General features: G+C 32.0%; 20 protein-coding genes. 5 read left to right on the plus strand and 15 right to left on the minus strand.

Annotated elements, in window-relative coordinates; all coding sequences use genetic code 11:
- The 7 genes from HMPREF3186_RS07360 to HMPREF3186_RS07385 form a co-directional block, all read right to left on the minus strand.
- A partial coding sequence (locus HMPREF3186_RS07360) for an Asp23/Gls24 family envelope stress response protein (protein WP_060914603.1) occupies window positions 1-790 on the minus strand: 790 nt, incomplete at its 3' end.
- Window positions 791-816: 26 nt separating this feature from the next.
- Window positions 817-978 carry a DUF2273 domain-containing protein gene (locus tag HMPREF3186_RS08950; protein WP_084812683.1) on the minus strand — a complete coding sequence of 54 codons (162 nt, stop codon included), beginning with the start codon at window positions 976-978 and terminating at the stop codon, window positions 817-819.
- An 11-nt stretch (window positions 979-989) separates the two neighbouring features.
- Entirely contained in the window at window positions 990-1,568 is a 579-nt protein-coding gene (amaP, locus tag HMPREF3186_RS07365) for an alkaline shock response membrane anchor protein AmaP (RefSeq protein WP_060914604.1), read from the minus strand.
- 48 nt (window positions 1,569-1,616) lie between these two features.
- Window positions 1,617-1,856, minus strand: a complete 240-nt coding sequence (locus HMPREF3186_RS07370; protein ID WP_060914605.1) for a GlsB/YeaQ/YmgE family stress response membrane protein — start codon at window positions 1,854-1,856, stop codon at window positions 1,617-1,619.
- Between the two features lie 505 nt (window positions 1,857-2,361).
- Complete coding sequence (locus tag HMPREF3186_RS07375) at window positions 2,362-2,553, minus strand: CsbD family protein (protein WP_060914606.1); 192 nt, start codon at window positions 2,551-2,553, stop codon at window positions 2,362-2,364.
- 427 nt (window positions 2,554-2,980) lie between these two features.
- Window positions 2,981-4,249 carry a hydroxymethylglutaryl-CoA reductase, degradative gene (locus tag HMPREF3186_RS07380; protein ID WP_060914607.1) on the minus strand — a complete coding sequence of 423 codons (1,269 nt, stop codon included), beginning with the start codon at window positions 4,247-4,249 and terminating at the stop codon, window positions 2,981-2,983.
- A gap of 11 nt (window positions 4,250-4,260) precedes the next feature.
- Complete coding sequence (locus HMPREF3186_RS07385) at window positions 4,261-5,430, minus strand: hydroxymethylglutaryl-CoA synthase (protein WP_060914608.1); 1,170 nt, start codon at window positions 5,428-5,430, stop codon at window positions 4,261-4,263.
- Window positions 5,431-5,879: 449 nt separating this feature from the next.
- Here HMPREF3186_RS07385 and HMPREF3186_RS07390 point away from each other — a divergent pair, with 449 nt between their 5' ends.
- Window positions 5,880-6,506 carry a superoxide dismutase gene (locus HMPREF3186_RS07390; RefSeq protein ID WP_060914609.1) on the plus strand — a complete coding sequence of 209 codons (627 nt, stop codon included), beginning with the start codon at window positions 5,880-5,882 and terminating at the stop codon, window positions 6,504-6,506.
- 457 nt (window positions 6,507-6,963) lie between these two features.
- Here the strand turns inward: HMPREF3186_RS07390 and HMPREF3186_RS07395 are convergent, their stop codons facing one another.
- The gene (locus HMPREF3186_RS07395) at window positions 6,964-8,013 is read right to left on the minus strand and encodes a DUF389 domain-containing protein (RefSeq protein WP_060914610.1); all 1,050 of its coding nucleotides are present in this window, start codon (window positions 8,011-8,013) and stop codon (window positions 6,964-6,966) included.
- 665 nt (window positions 8,014-8,678) lie between these two features.
- Between HMPREF3186_RS07395 and HMPREF3186_RS07400 the strand changes: the two genes are divergently transcribed.
- Window positions 8,679-9,773: a metallophosphoesterase gene (locus tag HMPREF3186_RS07400; protein ID WP_060914611.1), complete on the plus strand. Its 1,095-nt coding sequence runs from the start codon at window positions 8,679-8,681 to the stop codon at window positions 9,771-9,773.
- A 66-nt stretch (window positions 9,774-9,839) separates the two neighbouring features.
- Here the strand turns inward: HMPREF3186_RS07400 and HMPREF3186_RS07405 are convergent, their stop codons facing one another.
- Window positions 9,840-10,106: a hypothetical protein gene (locus HMPREF3186_RS07405; protein ID WP_060914612.1), complete on the minus strand. Its 267-nt coding sequence runs from the start codon at window positions 10,104-10,106 to the stop codon at window positions 9,840-9,842.
- Window positions 10,107-10,270: 164 nt separating this feature from the next.
- Between HMPREF3186_RS07405 and HMPREF3186_RS07410 the strand changes: the two genes are divergently transcribed.
- Window positions 10,271-11,485, plus strand: coding sequence for a lipid II:glycine glycyltransferase FemX (locus HMPREF3186_RS07410; RefSeq protein ID WP_060914613.1), 1,215 nt, complete (start codon window positions 10,271-10,273; stop codon window positions 11,483-11,485).
- 83 nt (window positions 11,486-11,568) lie between these two features.
- Here HMPREF3186_RS07410 and HMPREF3186_RS07415 read toward each other — a convergent pair whose 3' ends face one another.
- Both HMPREF3186_RS07415 and HMPREF3186_RS07420 read right to left on the minus strand, forming a co-directional pair.
- Complete coding sequence (locus HMPREF3186_RS07415) at window positions 11,569-12,924, minus strand: MFS transporter (RefSeq protein WP_060914614.1); 1,356 nt, start codon at window positions 12,922-12,924, stop codon at window positions 11,569-11,571.
- A gap of 160 nt (window positions 12,925-13,084) precedes the next feature.
- Entirely contained in the window at window positions 13,085-13,420 is a 336-nt protein-coding gene (locus HMPREF3186_RS07420; protein WP_003147532.1) for a zinc ribbon domain-containing protein YjdM, read from the minus strand.
- Window positions 13,421-13,714: 294 nt separating this feature from the next.
- Between HMPREF3186_RS07420 and HMPREF3186_RS07425 the strand changes: the two genes are divergently transcribed.
- Both HMPREF3186_RS07425 and HMPREF3186_RS07430 read left to right on the plus strand, forming a co-directional pair.
- A complete protein-coding gene (locus HMPREF3186_RS07425; protein ID WP_060914615.1) occupies window positions 13,715-15,040 on the plus strand; it encodes an FAD-containing oxidoreductase in 1,326 nt (441 codons plus the stop codon).
- A gap of 207 nt (window positions 15,041-15,247) precedes the next feature.
- Window positions 15,248-16,447 carry a dicarboxylate/amino acid:cation symporter gene (locus HMPREF3186_RS07430; protein WP_060914616.1) on the plus strand — a complete coding sequence of 400 codons (1,200 nt, stop codon included), beginning with the start codon at window positions 15,248-15,250 and terminating at the stop codon, window positions 16,445-16,447.
- Window positions 16,448-16,854: 407 nt separating this feature from the next.
- Here HMPREF3186_RS07430 and HMPREF3186_RS07435 read toward each other — a convergent pair whose 3' ends face one another.
- The 4 genes from HMPREF3186_RS07435 to HMPREF3186_RS07450 all read right to left on the minus strand — a co-directional run.
- Window positions 16,855-17,919 (minus strand): exonuclease/endonuclease/phosphatase family protein, encoded by a 1,065-nt coding sequence (locus tag HMPREF3186_RS07435; protein WP_060914617.1) that lies wholly within the window; start codon window positions 17,917-17,919, stop codon window positions 16,855-16,857.
- A 91-nt stretch (window positions 17,920-18,010) separates the two neighbouring features.
- Window positions 18,011-18,904 (minus strand): DMT family transporter, encoded by an 894-nt coding sequence (locus HMPREF3186_RS07440; protein ID WP_060914618.1) that lies wholly within the window; start codon window positions 18,902-18,904, stop codon window positions 18,011-18,013.
- 380 nt (window positions 18,905-19,284) lie between these two features.
- Entirely contained in the window at window positions 19,285-21,084 is a 1,800-nt protein-coding gene (locus tag HMPREF3186_RS07445) for an ABC transporter substrate-binding protein (protein WP_060914619.1), read from the minus strand.
- A gap of 442 nt (window positions 21,085-21,526) precedes the next feature.
- Window positions 21,527-22,135, minus strand: a 609-nt coding sequence (locus HMPREF3186_RS07450; RefSeq protein ID WP_231724186.1) for an ABC transporter substrate-binding protein, incomplete at its 5' end; no start/stop codon positions are given.

The raw sequence follows: 22,135 nt of genomic DNA on the forward strand, positions 1-22,135 counted from the left end.
CTGCTTCCTTAGCTTCCGATGCTACTTCTTTCACTTCTTCTACTTTGTCTGCAGTTGCTTCTTTTACATCTGATACTTTTTCTACTACTGCTTCCTTAGCTTCCGATGCTACTTCTTTTGCTTCTTCTACTTTGTCTGCTGTTGCTTCTTTTACATCTGATGCTTTTTCTACTACTGCATCTTTTACATCTACAGCTTTATTTACCACTGCATCTTTTACATCTACAGCCTTATCTACAACTACTTCAGTTGCATCTCCGACTTTCTCTTTAACTGTTGAAAATCCATCACTTATACCTGCTTTAGCTGATGTAAAGGTATCAGATGCAAATTCTCCTGTTGATTCAACAACATTAGACACACGATCTTGTAAACTTACTGAATCTGCTTCATGTTGTTCTTTAGTTTTAATATCGATTACATTGACATTAACTTCTACAACTTCTAATCCAGTCATTTTGTTTATATCAGTTGTAATCACTCGTTTAATTTCCTCAAAGATTTCAGGAACACTTTTTTTATACTCGACTATGATATTTAAATCAACAGCTACTTGTTCCTTACCGACTTCAATATTAACACCTGATGTAACATTATCAGTATTAATTAATTTATCTGTTAAATTTGAGAAAAAACCTCCATCAACTGCTAGCAATCCTGAAACATTTTCTAAAGCTTGACCGATAATTTTTTTAATTACATCATTATCAAATGTCAATTCTCCTCTAGCTTCACTATTACTTGTAGTTAATTCTTTTGTTTCTACATTATTTTCATTTGGATTAGACATATATCTTTTCTCCTAATTACAAATTTTTATATTTTATTCTTTATATAATATCCTGTTACAATTCCTAGTGCAGCGAAAATCAAAATAAAAATAGTTTTGAAAAATCCTAAGAACAGAATTAAACAAGCTAGAAATGCTCCCAATAATCCTGATACAACAGTGTATTGATGTTTTTTTAGCCATTCCATAATTTATGTCCTCACTTTACACGACTTGTACTCTTTTTAGTTACTTTTTTCTGAATATCTGAAACAGAAATCTTAAGTTTCACAGCTTTATCTATACCGAAAAACTCAACCAATCCATCTTTTATTCCATCTCGAATCTGATCACTCTTCTGAATAATATTCTCTGAAGAAGCTGATTCCCCTTTTACATTAATAAGGCATTTATTTCTTCTACTATTTATTTTTACAGATGGATTATTAATTAATCCTTGTTCAATCACTAAATTTTTAACAAATCCTTCAATAGCTGAATTTGTCAGTGATAATTTACCACCTTTATCAGATAGTTTTACTTCTAAATGTTGTTTAGGATAAAATGCTATTACTAATATTAAAAGAATTATCAATGTTGATAATACTAATGCTCCCCAGAAAATATATCTAGAAAGATAAAATTCTAAGAAAGAAAATTGTTTCCAATCAAATAATTGTAAATCTAAAAATTGTGGATCTAATCCGCTAACATTATGATACTCTATCATAATGGGAACCATAACTGTTAAAGCTAATAGACAAACAATAATAGAAATTATTTTTTTTGCTTTAGTCATTTTAAACCTCCTTTCAAAAATTGACTATTCATTTATAGAAAAAATGTTTTAAGATTTTTTCCCAAAGAATATTGATACTATAGTTACTACAATTACCGCACCTAAGATAGAAGGAATTAATGCCATTCCACCTAGAGTTGGCCCCCAAGCTCCAAATAATGATTGTCCTACTGATGAACCTACTAACCCTGCGATAACATTAGAAATAATACCCATTGCTCCGCCTTTTTTTGTAATTCCTCCAGCTACAAACCCTATGAAACCACCTACTATAATTGACCAAATCATATTTATTTCCCCTTTCCTTACTTATTTTCTCTAAATACTTGCGTACTAATAACAAATATTTATTATATAGATATAATATATCACTTTTAATTTCAAATCAATATAACTGCTCACAAAATTTAAAAAAGTTTTTTATTTTATGTTTAAACACAAATTCATTCATGATTAAAACAGTTTTTATCATAAATGTATATTTTAATATAATTAATTATGATAGTAGAGTTTACTAGTATTTTAAACTAAATTTTTTAATATTTTAATAGTGAACAATATATAAATTTCTATGTATAACAGTTTTATGAGTTTTAATTTATAAGTATTTTTCAGGAATAATTGTAATAAAAGTAATTATTTATTACCCTTTAAAATTTGTTATAAAAAAATAGGTGATTGACCAAGTTTTCTTTACTTCCGTCAATCACCTATAGAACAAAAATATTAAATCTCTTCCTTCGCCACTTCAATTTACCAATATCCTAACAAAAGAATTCAATAAATATTCATCTTATTTTAATTTATCTTTAACGCTATCGATAGCGCCTTCTACTGCATCTTTAGCACCTTCTGCAGCTTCTTTTACTTTAGAAACTACTTGTTCTGCTAACCCTTCAGCTTCTAATGAGTTATCTCCAGTTAATTTTCCTAAACCTTCTTTAACTGATCCTTTGATTTCTTCAAATTTGTTTTCTAATGACATAATTTTGCCTCCCCCTGTATACTACATATCAATTTTCTATAAATTGAAATCAAATATACTTTTCTCTAAATATTTTTTATAGATATTAATTTGTTAATTTCTATACTTTATATGATAAATCATTTCAAATTATTAATCAATGAAACTGCTCACAAAATTTAAAAAAGTTAAACTATTTATAATGCTACAGAGTAAAAAGATAGTAGAAACAGTATTCTCACAATATCTATATGGTGATAAAAATCTTATAACAAAGGTAATTTCGGTTTATTTTTTTAATATATCTACTATAAATAAACTCCTCTATTTTTTCTAAACAGCTTTCCGAGATTAAATTTATTAATCTTTTTTAGATTTATTTATAAAGATTATATGCCCTAATCAAATTATTAAATAAAAGAGACTAGGAATCCTAATCTCTCTTATTTTATTTATTATATTTCTCTACTATTTTCTTAGCACTAGCTAAATTCATATGTTTTTCTTTTCGTAATTCTTCTACGATTAATTCAATATTATCATTAGTAGCACCAGCTAAAATCGCCAAAGATTTTGCGTGCAATTTCATATGACCTTTTTGAATTCCATCTCCTACCAACGCTTTTAGCGCTGCTAGATTCTGAGCTAATCCTACAGAAACGAGTATACTCGCTAATGTTTTCGCGTCAGGGTTGTTTAGTAATCCTCGTGCTACTTTTACAGTTGGATTGATTCCTATAGATCCACCTACGCTAGCAACCGGCATTGGTAAAGTGATTTCACCTACAAGCACCTTAACTTCATCATCACAACGCCAAGTAGAAAGCCCTTGGTACTTACCATCTTTAGTAGCATAGCTTTGACATGCCGCTTCTATAGCTCGCCAGTCATTTCCACTCGCTATTACAACACTATCAATACCATTGAAGATACCTTTGTTGTGAGTAGCTGCTCGATAAACATCAGCTTTAGCAAACTTACTAGCCAGTTCGATTCTTTTCGCAAGATACTCTCCATTTTCTCCTAAATTTTCAAATGGAATAGCACATTTCGCTGTAACTAGTGAACGTATCGCATAATTCGATAAAATCGCCATTAAAGCTATACCCTCAGTTAGTGTTTCTAAGGAAACTTTAAGTGCTTCTAGCATAGTATTTAACATATTTGCTCCCATCGCCTCTAAAGTATCAACAATAAGGTAAACAACTATGAAATCTGTTCCATCTTCTGATAAAACTTTAACCTCGATATCACGAGCACCTCCACCACGAGCTACGATAGACGGATAAGCTTCATCCGCTGTTTTTAAAAGCAAATCTTTACTTTGTAAAATACGTTCCACCGCTTCATGAGTATCAGCTATATTATATAAAGCTACATGCCCTACCATCTTCCTATCTAGTACTTCTGTTTTGAAACCACCTGACTTCGCAACGATTTTACCAGCATTACTACAAGCAGCAACTACCGACGGTTCTTCTGTAACGAATGGCACCACATACTCTTTATTATCAACGACAAAATTTGGCACAACGCTAAAAGGTAACGAGAAAGTTCCTATTACATTCTCAACCATATTATTAGCCGTATCAAAGTCTAGAACTTCATTATTTTTTAAAACTGAAAGATATTCTTCACTTAAAATATCGGCTTGTTCAATAACCTCTAAGCGTTCATTAATATTTTTTTTATAAAAGCCACTCCAAATTTTTCCCATGATTTCCCCTATTAAAATTGTTTTTTATATACTCGCTTGTGATTTTCTATTTTTTCTAAGACAAATCTGCTTTCATCTTTAATATCAGAAATATCTAAGTTTCCTTCTTCATCAACTGTAGTATCTCTAAAGAACATTTTTTCATATTCGTCTACTGAAATACAAGTTCTCTTAGCGAAATCGTCAAAACGATTATTTCTTAATTGATCTTTATAACCTTCTACTAGAGTTAAGCTGAATACTTCCGCAACAGCTCCACTTCCATAACTGTATAAAGCAATTTTATTACCAGCTTCTAAAGTAGTATTATTTTCAAGTAATGATAATAGTCCCAAGAATAAAGATCCAGTATAAATATTACCTACACGTTGGCTGTATAAAATAGATTCATTAAAACGAGCAAGTAACTCTTCTTTCTTCTCTTCTTCAGCTTGTTCCAATAATAGAGTTAAACCTTTTAATCCCAATTTGGGATATGGAAGGTGTAAACAAACTGCCGAGAAATCACTAAGTTTATTCTGAGATTTTTCAACAAATCTACCCCAAGTCGTTGTTAAACAATCAAGGTATTGTTCAGTAGAAAATCTTCCTTCTACAAAAGCATATTGTGAATAGTTCGGACGCCAGAAGTCCATAACATCACGAGTTAAACAAACATTATCATTATTGAATTCTAAAATTCTTGGATTACTACTTACTAACATAGCGCAACTTCCTGCACCTTGTGTAGATTCTCCAGAAGATTTAACACCATATTTCGCAATATCACTAGCGATAACCAGTACTTTTGACTCTGGATTATTCATAACATGATTTTTAGCGAAATCTAATGCCGCAGTTGCTCCGTAACATGCTTCTTTAACTTCGATAGCACGTACAAATGGTTGAATATCTAATAGCCCATGAATAAATACTGAAGAAGCCTTACTTTGGTCAACTCCAGACTCAGTCCCTACGATAATCATATCAATTTTTTCTAAATCATCTTTGTCTAGTATATCATATGCAGCTTGTGCTCCAAGAGTTACTATATCTTGAGACACAGGAGGAATACTCATTTCTAGTTGTAATAAACCTTTTGTGAATTTATCAGGTTCAATTCCTCGAGCTGTTGCTAAATCACGAATATCTAAATAGTAATTTGGCATTGCAAAACCAATCTTATCAATTCCTATTCTCATTATCTAATTCCTTTCGATTAATTTCGAATTATTTATCTATACAAATTTTCAACTGTATTATACTATTAAACATTTAAAAATTAAAGTCTAATAACTATAAACTTACTATCATGATTAAAAATTCTCATGCAAATACTATTGTATAAAATTTTTTAAAAATAGTCCATAGATAGCCATTAAAAATTGAAACTCTTAATAATATCTAATATAAAATATTACATATAACATCAGACACAACTATTATATTAAGACATATATTTTCATAGTATTAATATAAGCAATTTCTCTTCCTGTTTAAAATTTTTATTCTAATATCCCTATATTTAGATAAGGTGAAAAATAGTTTCTATACAATAAAAAAAATTTTTTGTAAGCATTTTTGTTGTTTATTTTTAATATTTTTCTTATAATTATAATATATTTATAAAAATCCCGGGAGGACAATTACTATGACATTTAAATTACCTGAATTACCTTATGGATTCGATTACTTAGAACCAGTTATCGACGCTAAAACAATGGAAATTCACCATGACAAACACCACGCTGCTTACGTTAACAACTTAAACGCAGCTTTAGAAAAACACCCAGAATTCGAAGCTAACTGCATCTGTGGTCTATTAAAAAACATCGATAGCGTACCTGCTGACATCCGTCAAGCTGTTATCAACAATGGTGGTGGACACCACAACCACAGCCTATTCTGGCAATCACTAACTAAAGCAGATTCTTCTGAATTCGCTGGATTAGTTAAAGAAAAAGTTGAAGCTGAACTTGGTGGATACGAAGAATTCGTTAAGAGCTTCTCAGCTGCAGCTGCTACAAGATTCGGTAGTGGTTGGGCATGGCTTGCTTTAGATAAAGAAGGTAAATTAGTTGTTACTTCAACAGCTAATCAAGACTCTCCATACTTAACAGGTCTTACTCCAATTCTTGGATTAGACGTTTGGGAGCATGCATACTACCTAAATTACCAAAACCGTCGTCCAGACTACATTAAAGAATTCTTCCGTGTTGTAAACTGGGATTTCGTTAACGAACGCCTAGCTAAACACTTAGAAAAATTAGGTAAATAATTACATAGATAAAAAGCATCTAGGAGTCTAATTTCCTGGGTGCTTTTATTCAGCAGTTTTTAAAGTAAATATTCAATTTCAACATAATCACTTATACCCTTATTTATTTCAATCATAAGGTCTATATTATCTACAGATTTTCTTCTTTTCTTTATATACTTTGGCAACTCATTATAAACAGCTTATTATCTAAGTAACTTCCACCTACCTAATCAAAGCGAAACCTGCTTTGGAATGATCTTTTGCGTTGTAATTAAGTGTGAGACATTTAAATTAAAAATAAGATCAACTATGATAAAGCATAAATATCTTACCCTTTTATATCGTAATGATATCCAATTAGGCTTAGAACGCGATGAAATCTTCAAAGTTATTGGGCGAGCTATACTAAAAGACCTAACTACTGTTTCTAAAAAAATCAAATTAAAAAGACAAGGATTGAGGATATAGAATATCCTTAACCCTTGTCTGCTTCATTTTCTTTTACAAGATCTTTTTGTGAATCTTTTTCAGATAGTTTTTGATCGATATATTTATTAATAATTTCATAAAATTCCTTGGTCGCTTCACTATCTAATTTTGTCGAATTCTGAACTTGATTAACTTTCAATTTAACAGATTGAATACCGTAAGAGGCTTGTTTTTGGTGAATTATTTCTAATTCTTCTTCTGAAATCGGGTCACCAACAATTGTCAAGATTAATTCATTGTCCCTTGACTTGTAGACTTGATTGATAACCGTATGATTGTCAAACTCTTTTCCTACAAACTGTTTGACACCTTCTTTTCTCGCTTGTTCTATCGTTAGAGTAACTGCCGAATAGCTGGCTGGAACAACCAATAATACAATCAAAGATATCAAACCAATTTTCATTTTAATGTTTAGCTCTTTGAATGAAGTTAAGGGAGATTTTCTCATTAAAATTTTTGCCCCAATAATGTTGGCTAGCATTATAAAGACACAGTTAATCAAGAAAAGATAGAGAGCTCCAAATAAAAATCGTACATTTCCATTAGCTAAACCATAGCCGGCAGTGCAGATAGGCGGCATTAGAGCTGTAGCAATGGCTACTCCTGGCACAATATTGTTTGCTTCTTTTTTCCTTGAACCGATCACACCAGCAATCCCACCGGCAATAGCAATTAGGACATCCCAAATCGTTGGAGAAGTTCGTGAAATCAATTCGCTACTTGCATAAGATAAGGGAGTAATCCAGAAATATAGAGTTGATACAAGTAAACTGACCAATACTTGAGTAAGTAAAACCCCTAGAGCTTGCTTGACTAAACGAGTGTCAAAAATAGCTAAACCTAATCCCAGTCCAACAATCGGTGTCATGAGAGGTGAAATTAACATGGCCCCTATAATAACAGCTGTTGAATTCATATTTAGTCCGATAGAGGCAATAAAAATTGCACACATCAAAATCGCTGTATCTCTCGATCTAACATGAAGATCATCGTATAATTTTTCACGGTATTCACGTGTTGAATAATTTCCAGGCATCTGTTTCTCCTTTTATTTAATTTATTTCTGTTTATCTGTTGATGAGGATAGAGTGATTTTCTATCAAACATTACATATGTATTTAAATTTCCTTAGTTCTCACCTGTAAGTCTTTAAAAAAATATCTCTTTTTTCTAGATAAATAAAAAAGCATCTATCAGTTGATTCTTCATATTATATCAAAAATTTCACAGTCTTTCACTAAGAAACCCATCAGTTTAAAAGATTTTTATATCTCTTCCAAGATAGAGAACTGACAAAATTCCAGTTTCCTTATTCTAAGAGCAAAGGTGCCACAGATAGATAAGATTACGCTCAACATCATTCCAGCAGCAATGACAACAATAACTTTTAAAATTAAGAAGTTAATCTCAACACTTAAAAGAATCATCCTATTCGACTTAATTTAATGACAATTTAAACTACATATTGTATAATGAAAAGCACCCTGTTAGGGCTGACCCAAAAGTCCTAACTTTTAAAAAATGTATATGATAACTCATAGACGCAGTGGTTTATTGATATCTAAATTCGCTTTATAAAAGCTTTTTAGATATCTAATAAACTGTGCGGGGATGACTCAACAAAATCTTGTTTCTCCGAAATCATGATTTTTGAGTCACTCCCTTACATTTGTTATTAAATAGTTTGAAGGAGAATTGATATTGAATAATTGGAAATTTATCGTTGGTTTTATCGGGGTATTCGCGGTATATGAAATACTCGTATTCCTGATGTGGCTTGGCTTAAAATGGATGATCTCACCTTTTGTTCCCCCTAAGGTTAAATTAGCTATCGGTATAGCGCTATTTGTCGTTGCTAACTTTTCTATCATTGCTTATATGCTGAGATTAGGTGCACCTTGGGTAAACTACGGAAACGTTTGGTATTTCTACTTCCTAAATGGTGCTGTCATAGGTGTTATCTTATTAGTTTCTAAGTTATTACTAAAAATCTTTAAATTGAACCTTTCTCAAGGAATTAGTTTAAGCATAACTACCTTATATTTATTAGGTATGACTGCTCTTGGGCTATTTTGGGCATACTCGCCTACTGTTATTAATAAGACTATCAAGGTAGATAAACATCTTGATACTCCTGTTAAAATAGCTATGATCTCTGATCTTCATCTTGGAACATTTTTCTCAAATCCTCAACTTGAGAAACTGAATAAGATTGTTGATGAAGCGAAGCCAGATGCTGTAGTTATCGCAGGAGACCTTATGGACGATGATATGGTTATGTACAAAAAGCGTAATATGCAAGAAAATCTTAGCAAATTAAAAGCTCCTCTAGGAGTTTATACGACTATGGGAAATCACGACCGTGACGCACTAGAAATAGTAAACGAAGTTAAAAAGACAGGAATAATCCCACTATTTGATGAGAGTATCGCTATTAATAATGATGTTACTTTGGTTGGACGTAAAGATAAAAGTGTCAGTCGCGATAGACTTGATACTGCTGAACTGCTTAACAGTGTTGATTTAAATAAGACAATTATTCTTGTTGACCATCAACCTGATGCTATCGATTATCACGCTACCTTGCCTATAGATGTTCAACTCTCAGGGCATACTCACCGCGGACAACTATGGCCATTAAACTTCATCACAGATGTAGTTTATACCCTAGATCACGGCTACGCGAAGATTAATGGTAAACATTTCTTCACTTCTGCAGGTTACGGTTTCTGGGGACCACCTTTCAAAACTTCAGCTCGTAGTGAAGTATGGATGATTACTATTGAAGGAAAATAATCAGTTAATAGAAGAAACTCAACAGTTCAATTCATAAAAATCGATTTGTTGAGTTTCTTGTTTTTCCTATCTATTTTTTTTGAAAATTTCTATTAATTTTTTTGCATCTTTTCCATTTAAAAAATATGCTTTTCTTAATGCAGCAATATTAAATGCATCATCTTGACTTAAATTTATAACTTTTTCTAATTCTTTTTTATACGCTGGTGTTTGAAGTCTTTCAAATGCTTCTTTACTCTTTTCATTACGCTTTTTTATCTTCTCTCTTGCGTTAGAAATCATCGCATAGACAAATATAAATCCTAGCATAATGTACAACATATTCATGTTCATCGCAATTACTTCCTTTATTTTATTCTATATAAATATTATATAGGTTTTGTAGGCGCTTGTAAACATTTTAATTAACTTATTTATCGCTCTTTCCTTCTAAAAATTGATTTTTCTACTATAATTTGTTATGATTAAGTGTACTTTAGTTAAAGGATTATTGAATAATGAAATTTTTAACAAATATTAACGATGAAAAATATACTGAATTTATAAAAAATCACAAACACGGTAATATGATGCAAGCTATCGAGTGGTCTCACATTAAAAATACTTGGGGTGCTGTAAGAGTAGCTGTCGCAGATGAAAATGACAATATTTTAGCTGCTGTACAGATTCTAACTCGTCAAGGATTATGGTATGCACCACGTGGTCCAATTCTTGATTATACTAATACTGAGCTACTTAATTTCTTTTTAACTAACCTTAAAAAATTCGCCAAAGATAAAGGTGCTAAAATGGTTAAATTAGATATACCTACTGCGGTAAAAGATGAGAAGTTAGCAGTGTTTAAGGATATTGAGATAGATAGAGAGAACAACAGTCTTATTAAAGTATTCAAGGAGAATGGTTATAAACACAAAGGTTTTAGCCTTGATATGAGCAGTACTATCCAACCACGTTTTAACACAGTTACGAAACTTGAACAAGAAGTTCCTGATCTTTTCCCAAAAGATACACGTCGCTTAATTCGTGATGCAGAGAAAAAATTCGTTGAAGTTAGACGTTGTGGTAAAGAGAATCTTGATGACTTCCTTTTCGCCCTAGCTTGTACTGAAAAGAGAAAAAACATCTCTCTTCGTGGACGTGAGTATTTCGAAAACTTACTAGATACTTTTGGAGATAATGCTTTATTATACATTTCATATATAAATGTAGAAAAAGCTGTAAAAGAATGTCATTCTAGAAAAGAAGCTATTGAAGATGAAATTGAAGCTCTTGGAGAAAAATCACCGAAGAAAAAACGCACTCTTCTTGAACAAGTAGCTGGAATTGAAAAGCTAATCGTTTTATTTGATAGCTTAGAAATCGAAGATAAGAGCAAGAATCAGGTTATAAGTGCTGCGATTACTATCGCTTATGGTAACCATGCTGAAATTATTTACGCTGGTATGAATGAAGATTTCGCGAAACTCCCTGCCCAGTATAAAGTCTTTTCTGATACGATGAAAAAAGCTCAAGAAATGGGTGTTAAAGAAGTATCTATGGGTGGCATCGAAGGAGATTTAAACGACAGTCTACTTGGTTTTAAATCAAAATTCGCTCCAAATATCGTAGAATACTACGGGGAGTTCGATTTAGTAATCTCTCACGTATTCAATTTAATGTACAACTACGGATTACCACTAAGAAGAAAAATATTAAAACTAATCAAAAGATAAAAAAACAAGTCTGTAAATCATCAAGGTTTACAGACTGTTTGTTTTAATCTACTATTTTAATGCATATAAAAAGAAAATTGTTATTATAATTTCCAAGTAATTTTGTTCATTACCCATCCAAATATAACTGAAACAGCTGCAATAATAAAGATTATATGTAATCCTTGATATGAGTGTTCTATACTGTTAATACCATTAACTTGGCTAGCATATACTAAACCATAAATTGATGCCATAAGAGTTTGGCCTAATGTTCTTAATAATAAGCTAAAAGTAGTTGCTATATTAAGTTGTTCTTTAGGTACAACTTCTTGAAATGCTACTTGTGCTGATGGGAAAATAAAACCATGGCCAACTCCAAGGAAAGCACCACTAATCGAAATATAGTAATAAGAAACACCTATTGGAGCAAAGGCCATCATAAATACTGAAACAGACATCGCTATAAAACCTATATTTATAAGTTTTTCAAACGACCATTTACTTATAAATTTAGAAGAGAATCTCGTTGCTAACATAACTGCGATAGAACTAAAAATCTGTGTCCCACCTGCCATAGTTGCACTAGTTCCTAATACAACCTGCGCCCACATTGGAGCGTAAATACTATATCCTATGGCAAAAGCATAGACCAACACCATAATTAAGTTTTTCGTAATATAAGACATATTCTTTAACAGACTAATTGGCAGAATCGGTTCTGTTTCCTTTTTTTCCAACTTCCATAGCATATAACCACTAACAATAACAAACATTGCTAGTAAACTATTCATAAATATATTAAGCTTCGGAAGATTACTAATCCAATAAAGAATAACTCCCGAAATAATAACTAATAGTCCACTTCCAATGTAATCAACTCTTGGTTTTTGTGAAATTACAGTTTCCTTATAAAAAATTTGGATTAATACTAAAGAAACTACTGAAAATGGAACAAGGCTAAAAAATATCCAAGACCACCCTAATACATCAACCACAAAACCTCCAACAATAGGACCTAAGATACTTGCCACACCATAGAAGGCTGTTACCCATCCTAAAGCAACAGCTCTTTCTTTGGCATCAGGAAAAAGCTTAGCATATATTACAAAAGGAATAGAAATCATTCCTCCTATACCAATACCCATTAATCCTCTAGCAAATACCATCATCCAGATATTTACAGAAAATCCCCCTAGTATAGAAGCTATTGCGAAGATTAAAATTGATAATTGAAATGCTTTTTTATTACCTATTACTTCTCCAAGCTTACCCCAAAGGACAGTAGTCATGGCTATAAAAAATAATAACATGGAAGTTAACAGACCTAATTGGTTTATACCATTTAAATCCTTAATAATTTGCGGTAATGCAGTATTCAACATTGTTGTATCAAGTCCACCTATAAAATTAGCTAAAAGTAAAGCTATCATAGATAAACGTTTTTGAATTTTCGTCATTGTATTTCCTTTCATTCTTTTCAATTTATTTTCAACACATTTATTTATTATATACTATCTTTTCTATTTTCGGAAGATTAAGTACCGATATAAAAATTAAAAGAGCTGTACTCTTTAATGATTTCATCAAAATCATACTATTGAGTCAGCTCTTTTTGTATTATATTTTTTTAACAAATTCAGATTTTAGTTTCATAGCTCCGAAACCATCAATTTTACAATCGATGTTGTGATCTCCATCAACTAATCTGATATTTTTAACGCGAGTTCCTTGTTTTAATGTAGATGAACTACCTTTAACTTTTAAATCTTTAATTACAGAAACTGTATCTCCATCTTGAAGTACATTTCCGTTAGCATCGCGGTAAACTTTTTCCTCTTCTGCTCCACTAGTATCTTCTGGTGACCATTCATGAGCACACATTGGACATACTAGCATATTTCCATCTTCATAAGTATATTCACTTTTACATTCTGGACAATTAGGTAATGTCATTGTTTTCCTCCATAAAATTTCATATTTGTACAAAAGATATTATACCATAATGAGAAGTAATATCAAAATAATATCCGAAAAATTTTTCTTTAAAACGTTGATATTATAGCGATTCGATCAATAATATAATCTTATATCAAAAAAAAATTTGAAAAAACGTCTACCTTTGTAGGCAAAGTACTTGAAATTTTAAAAGAGTAGGAGTACAATATGAACTAAAGAGTTTTCATTTATATTTATTATATAGATATAAACAATAAACAATTAAATCTAAAGTAAAAGAGGAATCAAATTATGGTTAAATATGATTTATTAGTAGTAGGATTCGGTAAAGCCGGAAAAACTTTAGCAGCAACATTTGCTAAAGAAGGAAAAAAAGTAGCAGTAGTTGAAGAAAGCAGTGCAATGTACGGTGGTACTTGTATCAATATCGGATGTATCCCAACTAAAACTTTAATCGTAGCTGCTGACAACAAAAAAGACTTCGTAGAAGCTAAAGCTACAAGAGATGCTGTTGTATCTAAACTTAACGCTAAAAACTTCGCTATGTTAGACAGCAGTCCAAACATTGATGTTTACACAGCTCACGCTAAATTCGTTTCTAACAAAGTAGTAGAAATTTCTGCTAACGGAGAAACTAAACAACTTGAAGGTGAAATCGTAGTAATTAACACTGGAGCTAAAAACAATGTATTACCAATTCCAGGATTAACAACATCTAAAAATGTTTACGATAGCACTGAATTCCAACAATTAGAAAAAGCTCCTAAAACTCTAGGAATTATCGGTGGAGGTAACATCGGATTAGAATTCGCTAACTTATACGCTCGTCTTGGAGTTAAAGTTACAGTTATCGACTTCGCTCCTGGAATCTTAGGAAGAGAAGATAAAGATATCGCTGAACTTGCTCAAGGATACTTAGAAGAAGCTGGAATCGAGTTCAAACTAGGAACTGCAACAAAAGAAATCCGCAACAACGGAGAACTTGTAGTTGTTGATACAGAAAAATATGGTCCACTAGAATTCGAAGCAGTATTACACGCAACTGGACGTCGTGCTAACACTGAAGGATTAGGATTAGAAAACACTGATATCGAATTACGTCCAAACGGAACAATCGTAGTTGACGAATTCTGTCAAACAGCTGTAGAAAATGTATTCGCAGTTGGTGATGTTAACGGTGGATTACAATTCACTTACGTATCATTAGATGACTTCAGAGTAGTTAACGGATACTTACACGGCAACAAAGAATACACAACTGCTGACCGTAAAAACGTACCTTACTCAACATTCATCTCTCCAGCATTATCTCACGTTGGATTACACAAAGAAGAAGCTGAAGCAGCATACCCTAATGTTGCAGTAGCATCTTTACCAGTTGCTAACATGCCTAGAGGAGCTGTTAACCAAGACCCACGTGGATTATTCCGTGTAACTGTAGACAAAGACACTAACTTAATTCTTGGGGCTACTTTATTCGGTAAAAACTCAGAAGAAATTATCAACCTAATCAAAATGGCAATTGATAACAAAATTCCTTACACTTACATCAGAGATCAAATCTTCACTCACCCAACAATGGCTGAGAACTTAAATGATGTATTCAAATTAATCTAATAACTACAATAAGCTTAAAATCTCAATAATAATTTGAGGTTTTAAGCTTTTTTTTGTTTAGTTCAACCGAATTTCTACTATATAGATTTATAAAATTTTCAAATAATTAAAAAATATGTCTATTCCCCTTTACAAATTAAGGTTTTTCTTGTATAATGTACACATGTCTTTTTAAAAAATACAATAAATAAAAAAGGAGATCGGACAATGAGTTTATATAAAAGAATTCCATTAATAGCAAAACTTATTATCGCTGTAACATTAGGGATAATCTTAGGAAGTACTCTACCAACATCAATCATTAGAGTTTTCGTAACATTCTCATCTATTTTCAGCGCATTCTTAGGATTCACAATTCCACTTATTATCGTAGGATTTATCGTACCAGGTATCAGCCAAGTATCAAACAACGCTGGTAAATTACTTGGATTATCAACAGGGGTTGCTTATATTTCTACAATTATTGCAGGAACATTCGCATTCCTATCAGCTCAAGCAGTATTACCAAGTATACTAGCTAACGCTACACTACAATCATTCAAAAATCCAGAGGATTTATTATTAAAACCTTTCATCGAGTTTAAAATGGCTCCGATTTTTGATGTTACTACAGCGCTTATTATCTCATTCATCTTAGGAATCGGGATTTCAGCAACTAAATCAGAAGGACTTAAACAAGGATTCGCAGATTTCGGAGAAATTATTGAAAAATTACTTGCTACAGTGATTATTCCACTTCTTCCATTCTACATCCTAGGTGTATTCATGAACATTACAGCTTCTGGTGAAGTATTCAAGATTTTAAAAATCTTCGCTATGGTATTCGTAATTATCATTATTATGCACGTAATTATCATTATTATCCAATACTTCGTAGCTGGAACACTTAACGCTAGAAACCCATTCAAGATGCTTGTAAACATCTTACCAGCATACATGACTGCAATCGGTACTCAATCTTCAGCTGCTACTATCCCAGTAACACTAAAAAGTACTAAAAAAATGGGTGTTGATAAAAATATCGCAAACTTCACTATTCCATTATTTGCGACTATCCACTTATCAGGAAGTACAATTACATTAACTACATGTGCATCTGCAGTATTCTGGTTACAAAACGGTGCTGCATTCCCATCAGCTGCAGTAATGATTAAATTCATCTTACTACTTGGAGTAACAATGGTAGCTGCTCCTGGTGTTCCTGGTGGAGGAGTTATGGCAGCTCTTGGATTATTACAATCAGTTCTTGGTTTCAACGAAATCATGTTATCTCTAATGATCGCATTATACATCACTCAAGATAGCTTTGGAACTGCATGTAACATTTCTGGAGATGGAGCTTTATCAGCAATCGTTGATAAACTAAACAAACTATTCTTCAAAAAAGACGCAGAACAAAATGTATAAAAAACAATCCCACAAGCATAAGTTTGTGGGATTGTTCATGTCCAATTAGTTAGAGAAGTCTCACATCACAATCAAAGAACTAGTATCGATAGAATTTACTTACATTCACTTATAGGGATGGCTTTCAGCCCCTAAACATTATAATTAAATTCACCTATTGTTTGAATTATTCTATTATTTGGTACATTAGAAATAATATATATTAACTTGTTCTTTATAGTGGTGATAATAAAATGCGAATGCATTTTATCGAGGAAAAGAAAGACTACAGGCTTTCTTTTTAGTCGGAAAACAACTTTAGTTGGTTGAAGACGTCTCGCACCACAATCAAAAGAACAAGTTCCCCAAAATTTAGTTTATCAAAAAAAGCGACTCTTTTAACTTAATTCAGAGCCGCTTCTTTTATTCTATTTCAATTTATATCTTAGTTTTACCGGGTTATGATCACTATATCTATACTCTTGATTTAGTGTCTCTACTTCTAGCACTTCTATATTATCACTAGCAATATATCCATCGATAATAAAGCCATAAGTACCTTCACTATCTTTCACATAAGGCTTATTGTTAAGTCTCGCAGAATTTTTACTTTCATCATACACTAAGTTAAATCCTGCAGGTAACATACTCTTATCGAGATTCTCAGCACGCCATAATTCTTTTGGAACAACGTTAATCTCATCTTGAGTTAAAGTTTTTAACGACTGATTAAAATCCGCTCCAACAAGGACATAATTACCTTTTTTATACTCATAATCAATAAATTCAAGAAGTTGTTTCATCTGAGCTTTTTTACCAGAATTACCTTTATCATAAGCATCCAGATGAGCATTAATCAATACTAAATGCTTATCACTATTTTCAACTTTTGTATAAATAACAGAGAATCCACGTTTTAAATTAGCAAGTCTCTCTGGGAATGTGAATGGAATCGCCATTTGGAATCTTCTTGCATTCTCCACGTTGAAACTAGTCGCAGTATAGATACCACTCTTAACCTTCCCTAACGGTGGCACTGGATAAGGTATATATCTAACCTTGAAATTATATGCTAAAATACTATTTAAGCCAAGTATTTCATCGAATTTAGTAACTTGATTGATATTGTAGCTACGTTTTGAATCTTCATCTATCTCTTGAATAAAATTGACGTTGGCTTTTTCGTTTTTAACAATCTCTGTAATATTTTTTAGATTTTCTTCAACATGAGCTTTATCAAGTGGTAAAACCATCTTTCCACCATCCATAAAGAAGTCTTCATCTTTATCAAGACCAGCATAACCTATATTCCAGTTAAGAGCTGTGTACTCTGTTCCTACCTTAGCACTTTCTGATGTACCTTGTTTAGTTACCTTCAAACTCTCAACTCCGTTTGGACTATATTCTGTAGCCCATAAATATCCAACTAATCCTGCAAACCCTAAAATCCCCATAAGTACTAACCCTAACAATATCTTTAATATTTTTTTCATCTTTAACCTCATAAAAATAGAAGGCGCAAGGAAATCTATTTATAAATCATGATTTTCAAGCTGCCCTCCATTAAATTTCATTGTAAATTATTTAATTACTCTTTTTATCTCGTAGTTGCGAAACTATAATACCTACGAAGACGATAAGCATACCTATTCCTTCTCTTAGCCCTATGTGCTCACCAAGAATAAGAACTCCTCCTATCGCAGCCACAACAGACTCTAAACTTAATATTAGCGATGCTGTATGCGGTGGTACATCTTTTTGCCCTACAATCTGTAAAGTATACCCTACTCCACTAGAAAGCACCCCTATCGCAAGTAGTGGCCAAATAACACTCATTATATCTGCAAAGACGATTGTTTCCTTGAAAATAGCTAATACTAAGCTTAATACAGATACTACGACTAATTGAACGATAGATAAGAACATTGAATTAACTCTTGCTGCTGAATAATCAATAACAATTATATGAATCCCGAATAGAACCGCACTAATTAGGACAATAATATCTCCCATCTCTAAGGCAAATTCTTCTTTTACCGATAAGAAATAAAAACCAATTACAGATAAAATTAATCCTATAATAAAGAATTTATTAAGTTTGTTACCTAAGAATACCCCGATAAATGGTACTATACAAATGTATAACACTGTAATAAATCCAGCTTTTCCTGCTGTTGTCATCCCGATACCTATTTGCGAAATATACATTGCAAAAAATAATACTATTCCACAGATACCACCAAGTATCCAACTTTTATTTTTTGTTATTGGCTCTGCCAAAATCTTAGGATCCTGACTTCTATACAAACTTGGAATCAGAAGTGCTATAGCACCAAGAAATACTACTGCGATTACTGATCTTATACCTACAACTGTAAGAGGCCCTAGAACCTTACTTGCAATATTTTGCCAGATAAAAGCTAATCCCCAAATAATCGTAACAATTATTAACAATAACTCTGAAATAAATTTTCTCATTAATACACCTTTCCTATAAATTTTCTGTGAATTTTAAAATTCTAAAAGTATTCACTATCATAGCAATAAATACATTATACTTTTATAATTTTATACGTTATTAACAAAAAATTCAACTGTTAGCATTCCATACACTGGTATTATTACATACAACTTTTCTCAACCACTATTTCCTCGGAAATACTCTAAAATTTCTATCGATAATTAATAAAGAGCGACTCGGAGATATCTATTTCATAGAAATATCCATCTTCAAGTCACCCTTAGTTATTTTAACTTAATATTTTACAATCTAAACAATTATACACGTCATAATAATCTAATAAAACGAGGTTTTATTTATGTTTTTCTGATTAAACTTCATATTCAATCACTATATATTATTTTTCAGGAGCTTCTTTTGTTAGTTCTAGATTTTCTACACTTAATCGTCCTTTTGTGAAGTCTTCAACATTAAAATGTTTTACTCTCTTGTTAACATATGTGATTTCTGTATCCCAGCTTAGTCCAAAGAATGGTAATTCATCTGCGATTAAATCATCGAATTTGTTATATGCTTCTTTTAATTTATTATCATCAAACATTTCATCTGATCTTTGCTCTTTGAAGGCTTCATCGATTTTGTCGCTAGTGTATCTAAAGTAGTTGAATTGTGACTGGCGCCCGAATAGTTCTTGACGACTAGGGTCTGATCCGTGGTGACCTGCACCTAAGAATAAATCGATCTCTGGGTCATCACCTAGTACTCGTTGATCCCATTCTTTTTTACCCATTAATTTATTGTCTAGTAATTTTACATCTAGACCTACTTCTTTCCATGATTTAATGAATGTGTCGGCTAAGGCTTGATCGTAGTTATTTCCACCTTGGAAGGCAAAATTGAATACTAGTTTATTCCCTTTGTTATCTTCTCTTAATCCGTCTCCATCTACATCTTTGTATCCTGCTTCATCCAATAATTTTTTAGCTTTTTCTACATCTTTTTTAACAACAGTAGCTTTTTCATTTCTTAGTTTTCCGACTGTTGGTGGATATAGAGCTGAACCTGTTGGTGTAAAGCGTAATCCTTTATAGATTTTCTCATTGATTTGATCACGATCGACTGCATATAAGAAGGCTTGTCTTACATTTTTATTATTAAATTTAGTATTTTCTAAAGGTATATTTTCTTTTTTCTCTTTATCATATTTACCGAATTTAAATCCTACAAATGACATGAATGAAGATGGTTGTCCTAGTAGTTCACCATTTTTCGCATCTTTTAATCCTTCATAAACCGTTGTGTTTATGTCAGTTAGGTAGTCTATTTCACCATTTTTAAGTATTTGACTCGCTTGTGCTGGTGCTACTGCTTTGAATTCGACTTTAGGCACTTTTATCTCATCTTTTTTATAGTAGTACGGGTTGGCTTCAGCTATAACACTCTCCCCTTGTACTTCTTTTGTTATTACATAAGGACCATATGATAATGGACGTTTTGTTAATTCAGCTTCTCCAAATCTAGCAAAGTCAGTTACTTTTGCGATTTGTTTTGCGTTAGAGAATGCGTAAATGAATCCATCTCCCCATAACATTGAAGGTGATAACTTACTATATTTAATAACTACAGTTTTGTCATCCCTCGCTTGAATACCTGAGATTGTCTTAGCTTTTCCTTCGTGATAATCTTTCATACCTTCGATAAGCTCAAATGAACCATTATATCTTACATTTTCTGTGTATTTTGGATTCCCTAGTAGTTCATAACTAGCAATTATATCTTTTGATGTAAGATCTTCACCATTATTCCATTTCACACCATCGTGAATCGTTAAGGTTGCTTCATTTTTATCTTTGTCTATGTGTAATTTTACAGGTGCATCCTTATCATCTAACTTATATTTCAACGCATCATCTACTGGGAAAGTTTTTCCGAATACTGTTTCTGTAATAACTCCATCAGCCTTGTTAGCGTGTAATACTGGGTGAAATAATCCAACAAATGGGCTATTTGTTAGTATTCCATATTTAAATGTAGCATCCTTGACTGTATTCCCTCCATTATCCGCAGATACTTTGAAGTCTACTTTCGCTTTAGTTTGATTTTGGTTACTGCTATTTGAGCCTGTAGAACATCCTGCTAATAAAATTGATAATGCAAATACAGAACTGAATACTGATAATATTTTTCTTTGTTTCATAGTTAATTTTCTCCTGAATAATAGTGTTAATTTTAAGACGTTTATATATTTAACCTACTCTAAAAAGAGAAAAATACCGCATAGTTTATTTTACTATGCGGCACTATCGAATTTTTAGTACATTGTATAATTACAAATTTCCTACCTTGCCGACATAGACACTTTTTAGAGCACGCTAAAATTGTGTCTATGTCGTTAAAACATACACACAATATTATCTACGCCATTGCCAAGATTGAATATTGAAATTTTGTTTCATGGTAGTCCTCCTAATCATTAAGTTCTTCATTTTAGTTATAATGAAAAATCTTTTATACTTTTGTTGTACTTATTTTACTACTAATTGTATAAAAAATCAAGAGTTTTTTGAATTTTCTTTCAATTATGAAAAAAATAAACGACATAGACAACCTAAGTCATCTATGTCGCATTTTAATTTTTATTATTTAGCACCTTCGTTAGCTGTTAACTCAATGTCATAAAGTTTGAATTGGTTTTTCTTAGCTTTAGCTAAATCGTATGATTTAACACGTTTGTTGAAGAATGTGATACTTGTATCCCAGCTTAATGGGAAGAATGGTAATTCTTCAGCTACTTCACCATCAAATTTGTTGTAAGCTGCTTTTAATTTAGCGTCATCAAACATATCTTCTGATCCTTGAGCTTTGAAGCTGTTTTCGAATGCTTCAGTAGTGTAACGATATAAGTTTAACGGAGCTTTTTTACCTAGTAACTCTTGACGGTTAGGGTTTGTTCCAAATTGCCATGCAGCTTGGAAGATATCGATTGATGGATCATCTGCTTGTACACGTTGAGAGAAGTCTTTTGGAGACATAAGTTTTCCGTCTACTAATTTAACATCTAATCCTACTTCTTTCCAAGATTTAACGAATACGTCTGCTAATGCTTGGTCATATTCAGCACCTGTGTTACGGATTGCGAAGTTGAATGAAAGTTTGTTTCCGTTTTTGTCTTCACGTAGTCCGTCTCCATCTTTATCTTTGTATCCTGCATCATCTAATAATTTTTTAGCTTTTTCTACATCTTTTTT

The sequence above is a fragment of the Gemella haemolysans genome (assembly GCF_001553035.1).
Lineage (GTDB): Bacteria > Bacillota > Bacilli > Staphylococcales > Gemellaceae > Gemella > Gemella haemolysans_B.

What these genes read in the sequence shown, in the direction of transcription:
- HMPREF3186_RS07390 (WP_060914609.1), top strand. Translation starts at nt 5,880, where the DNA reads ATGACATTTAAATTACCTGAATTACCTTATGGATTCGATTACTTAGAA.
- HMPREF3186_RS07405 (WP_060914612.1), bottom strand. Translation starts at nt 10,106, where the DNA reads ATGAACATGAATATGTTGTACATTATGCTAGGATTTATATTTGTCTAT.
- HMPREF3186_RS07445 (WP_060914619.1), bottom strand. Translation starts at nt 21,084, where the DNA reads ATGAAACAAAGAAAAATATTATCAGTATTCAGTTCTGTATTTGCATTA.
- HMPREF3186_RS07375 (WP_060914606.1), bottom strand. Translation starts at nt 2,553, where the DNA reads ATGTCATTAGAAAACAAATTTGAAGAAATCAAAGGATCAGTTAAAGAA.
- HMPREF3186_RS07440 (WP_060914618.1), bottom strand. Translation starts at nt 18,904, where the DNA reads ATGAGAAAATTTATTTCAGAGTTATTGTTAATAATTGTTACGATTATT.
- HMPREF3186_RS07425 (WP_060914615.1), top strand. Translation starts at nt 13,715, where the DNA reads ATGGTTAAATATGATTTATTAGTAGTAGGATTCGGTAAAGCCGGAAAA.
- HMPREF3186_RS07415 (WP_060914614.1), bottom strand. Translation starts at nt 12,924, where the DNA reads ATGACGAAAATTCAAAAACGTTTATCTATGATAGCTTTACTTTTAGCT.
- HMPREF3186_RS08950 (WP_084812683.1), bottom strand. Translation starts at nt 978, where the DNA reads ATGGAATGGCTAAAAAAACATCAATACACTGTTGTATCAGGATTATTG.
- HMPREF3186_RS07430 (WP_060914616.1), top strand. Translation starts at nt 15,248, where the DNA reads ATGAGTTTATATAAAAGAATTCCATTAATAGCAAAACTTATTATCGCT.
- HMPREF3186_RS07385 (WP_060914608.1), bottom strand. Translation starts at nt 5,430, where the DNA reads ATGAGAATAGGAATTGATAAGATTGGTTTTGCAATGCCAAATTACTAT.
- HMPREF3186_RS07395 (WP_060914610.1), bottom strand. Translation starts at nt 8,013, where the DNA reads ATGCCTGGAAATTATTCAACACGTGAATACCGTGAAAAATTATACGAT.
- HMPREF3186_RS07435 (WP_060914617.1), bottom strand. Translation starts at nt 17,919, where the DNA reads ATGAAAAAAATATTAAAGATATTGTTAGGGTTAGTACTTATGGGGATT.
- amaP (WP_060914604.1), bottom strand. Translation starts at nt 1,568, where the DNA reads ATGACTAAAGCAAAAAAAATAATTTCTATTATTGTTTGTCTATTAGCT.
- HMPREF3186_RS07380 (WP_060914607.1), bottom strand. Translation starts at nt 4,249, where the DNA reads ATGGGAAAAATTTGGAGTGGCTTTTATAAAAAAAATATTAATGAACGC.
- HMPREF3186_RS07420 (WP_003147532.1), bottom strand. Translation starts at nt 13,420, where the DNA reads ATGACATTACCTAATTGTCCAGAATGTAAAAGTGAATATACTTATGAA.
- HMPREF3186_RS07370 (WP_060914605.1), bottom strand. Translation starts at nt 1,856, where the DNA reads ATGATTTGGTCAATTATAGTAGGTGGTTTCATAGGGTTTGTAGCTGGA.
- HMPREF3186_RS07410 (WP_060914613.1), top strand. Translation starts at nt 10,271, where the DNA reads ATGAAATTTTTAACAAATATTAACGATGAAAAATATACTGAATTTATA.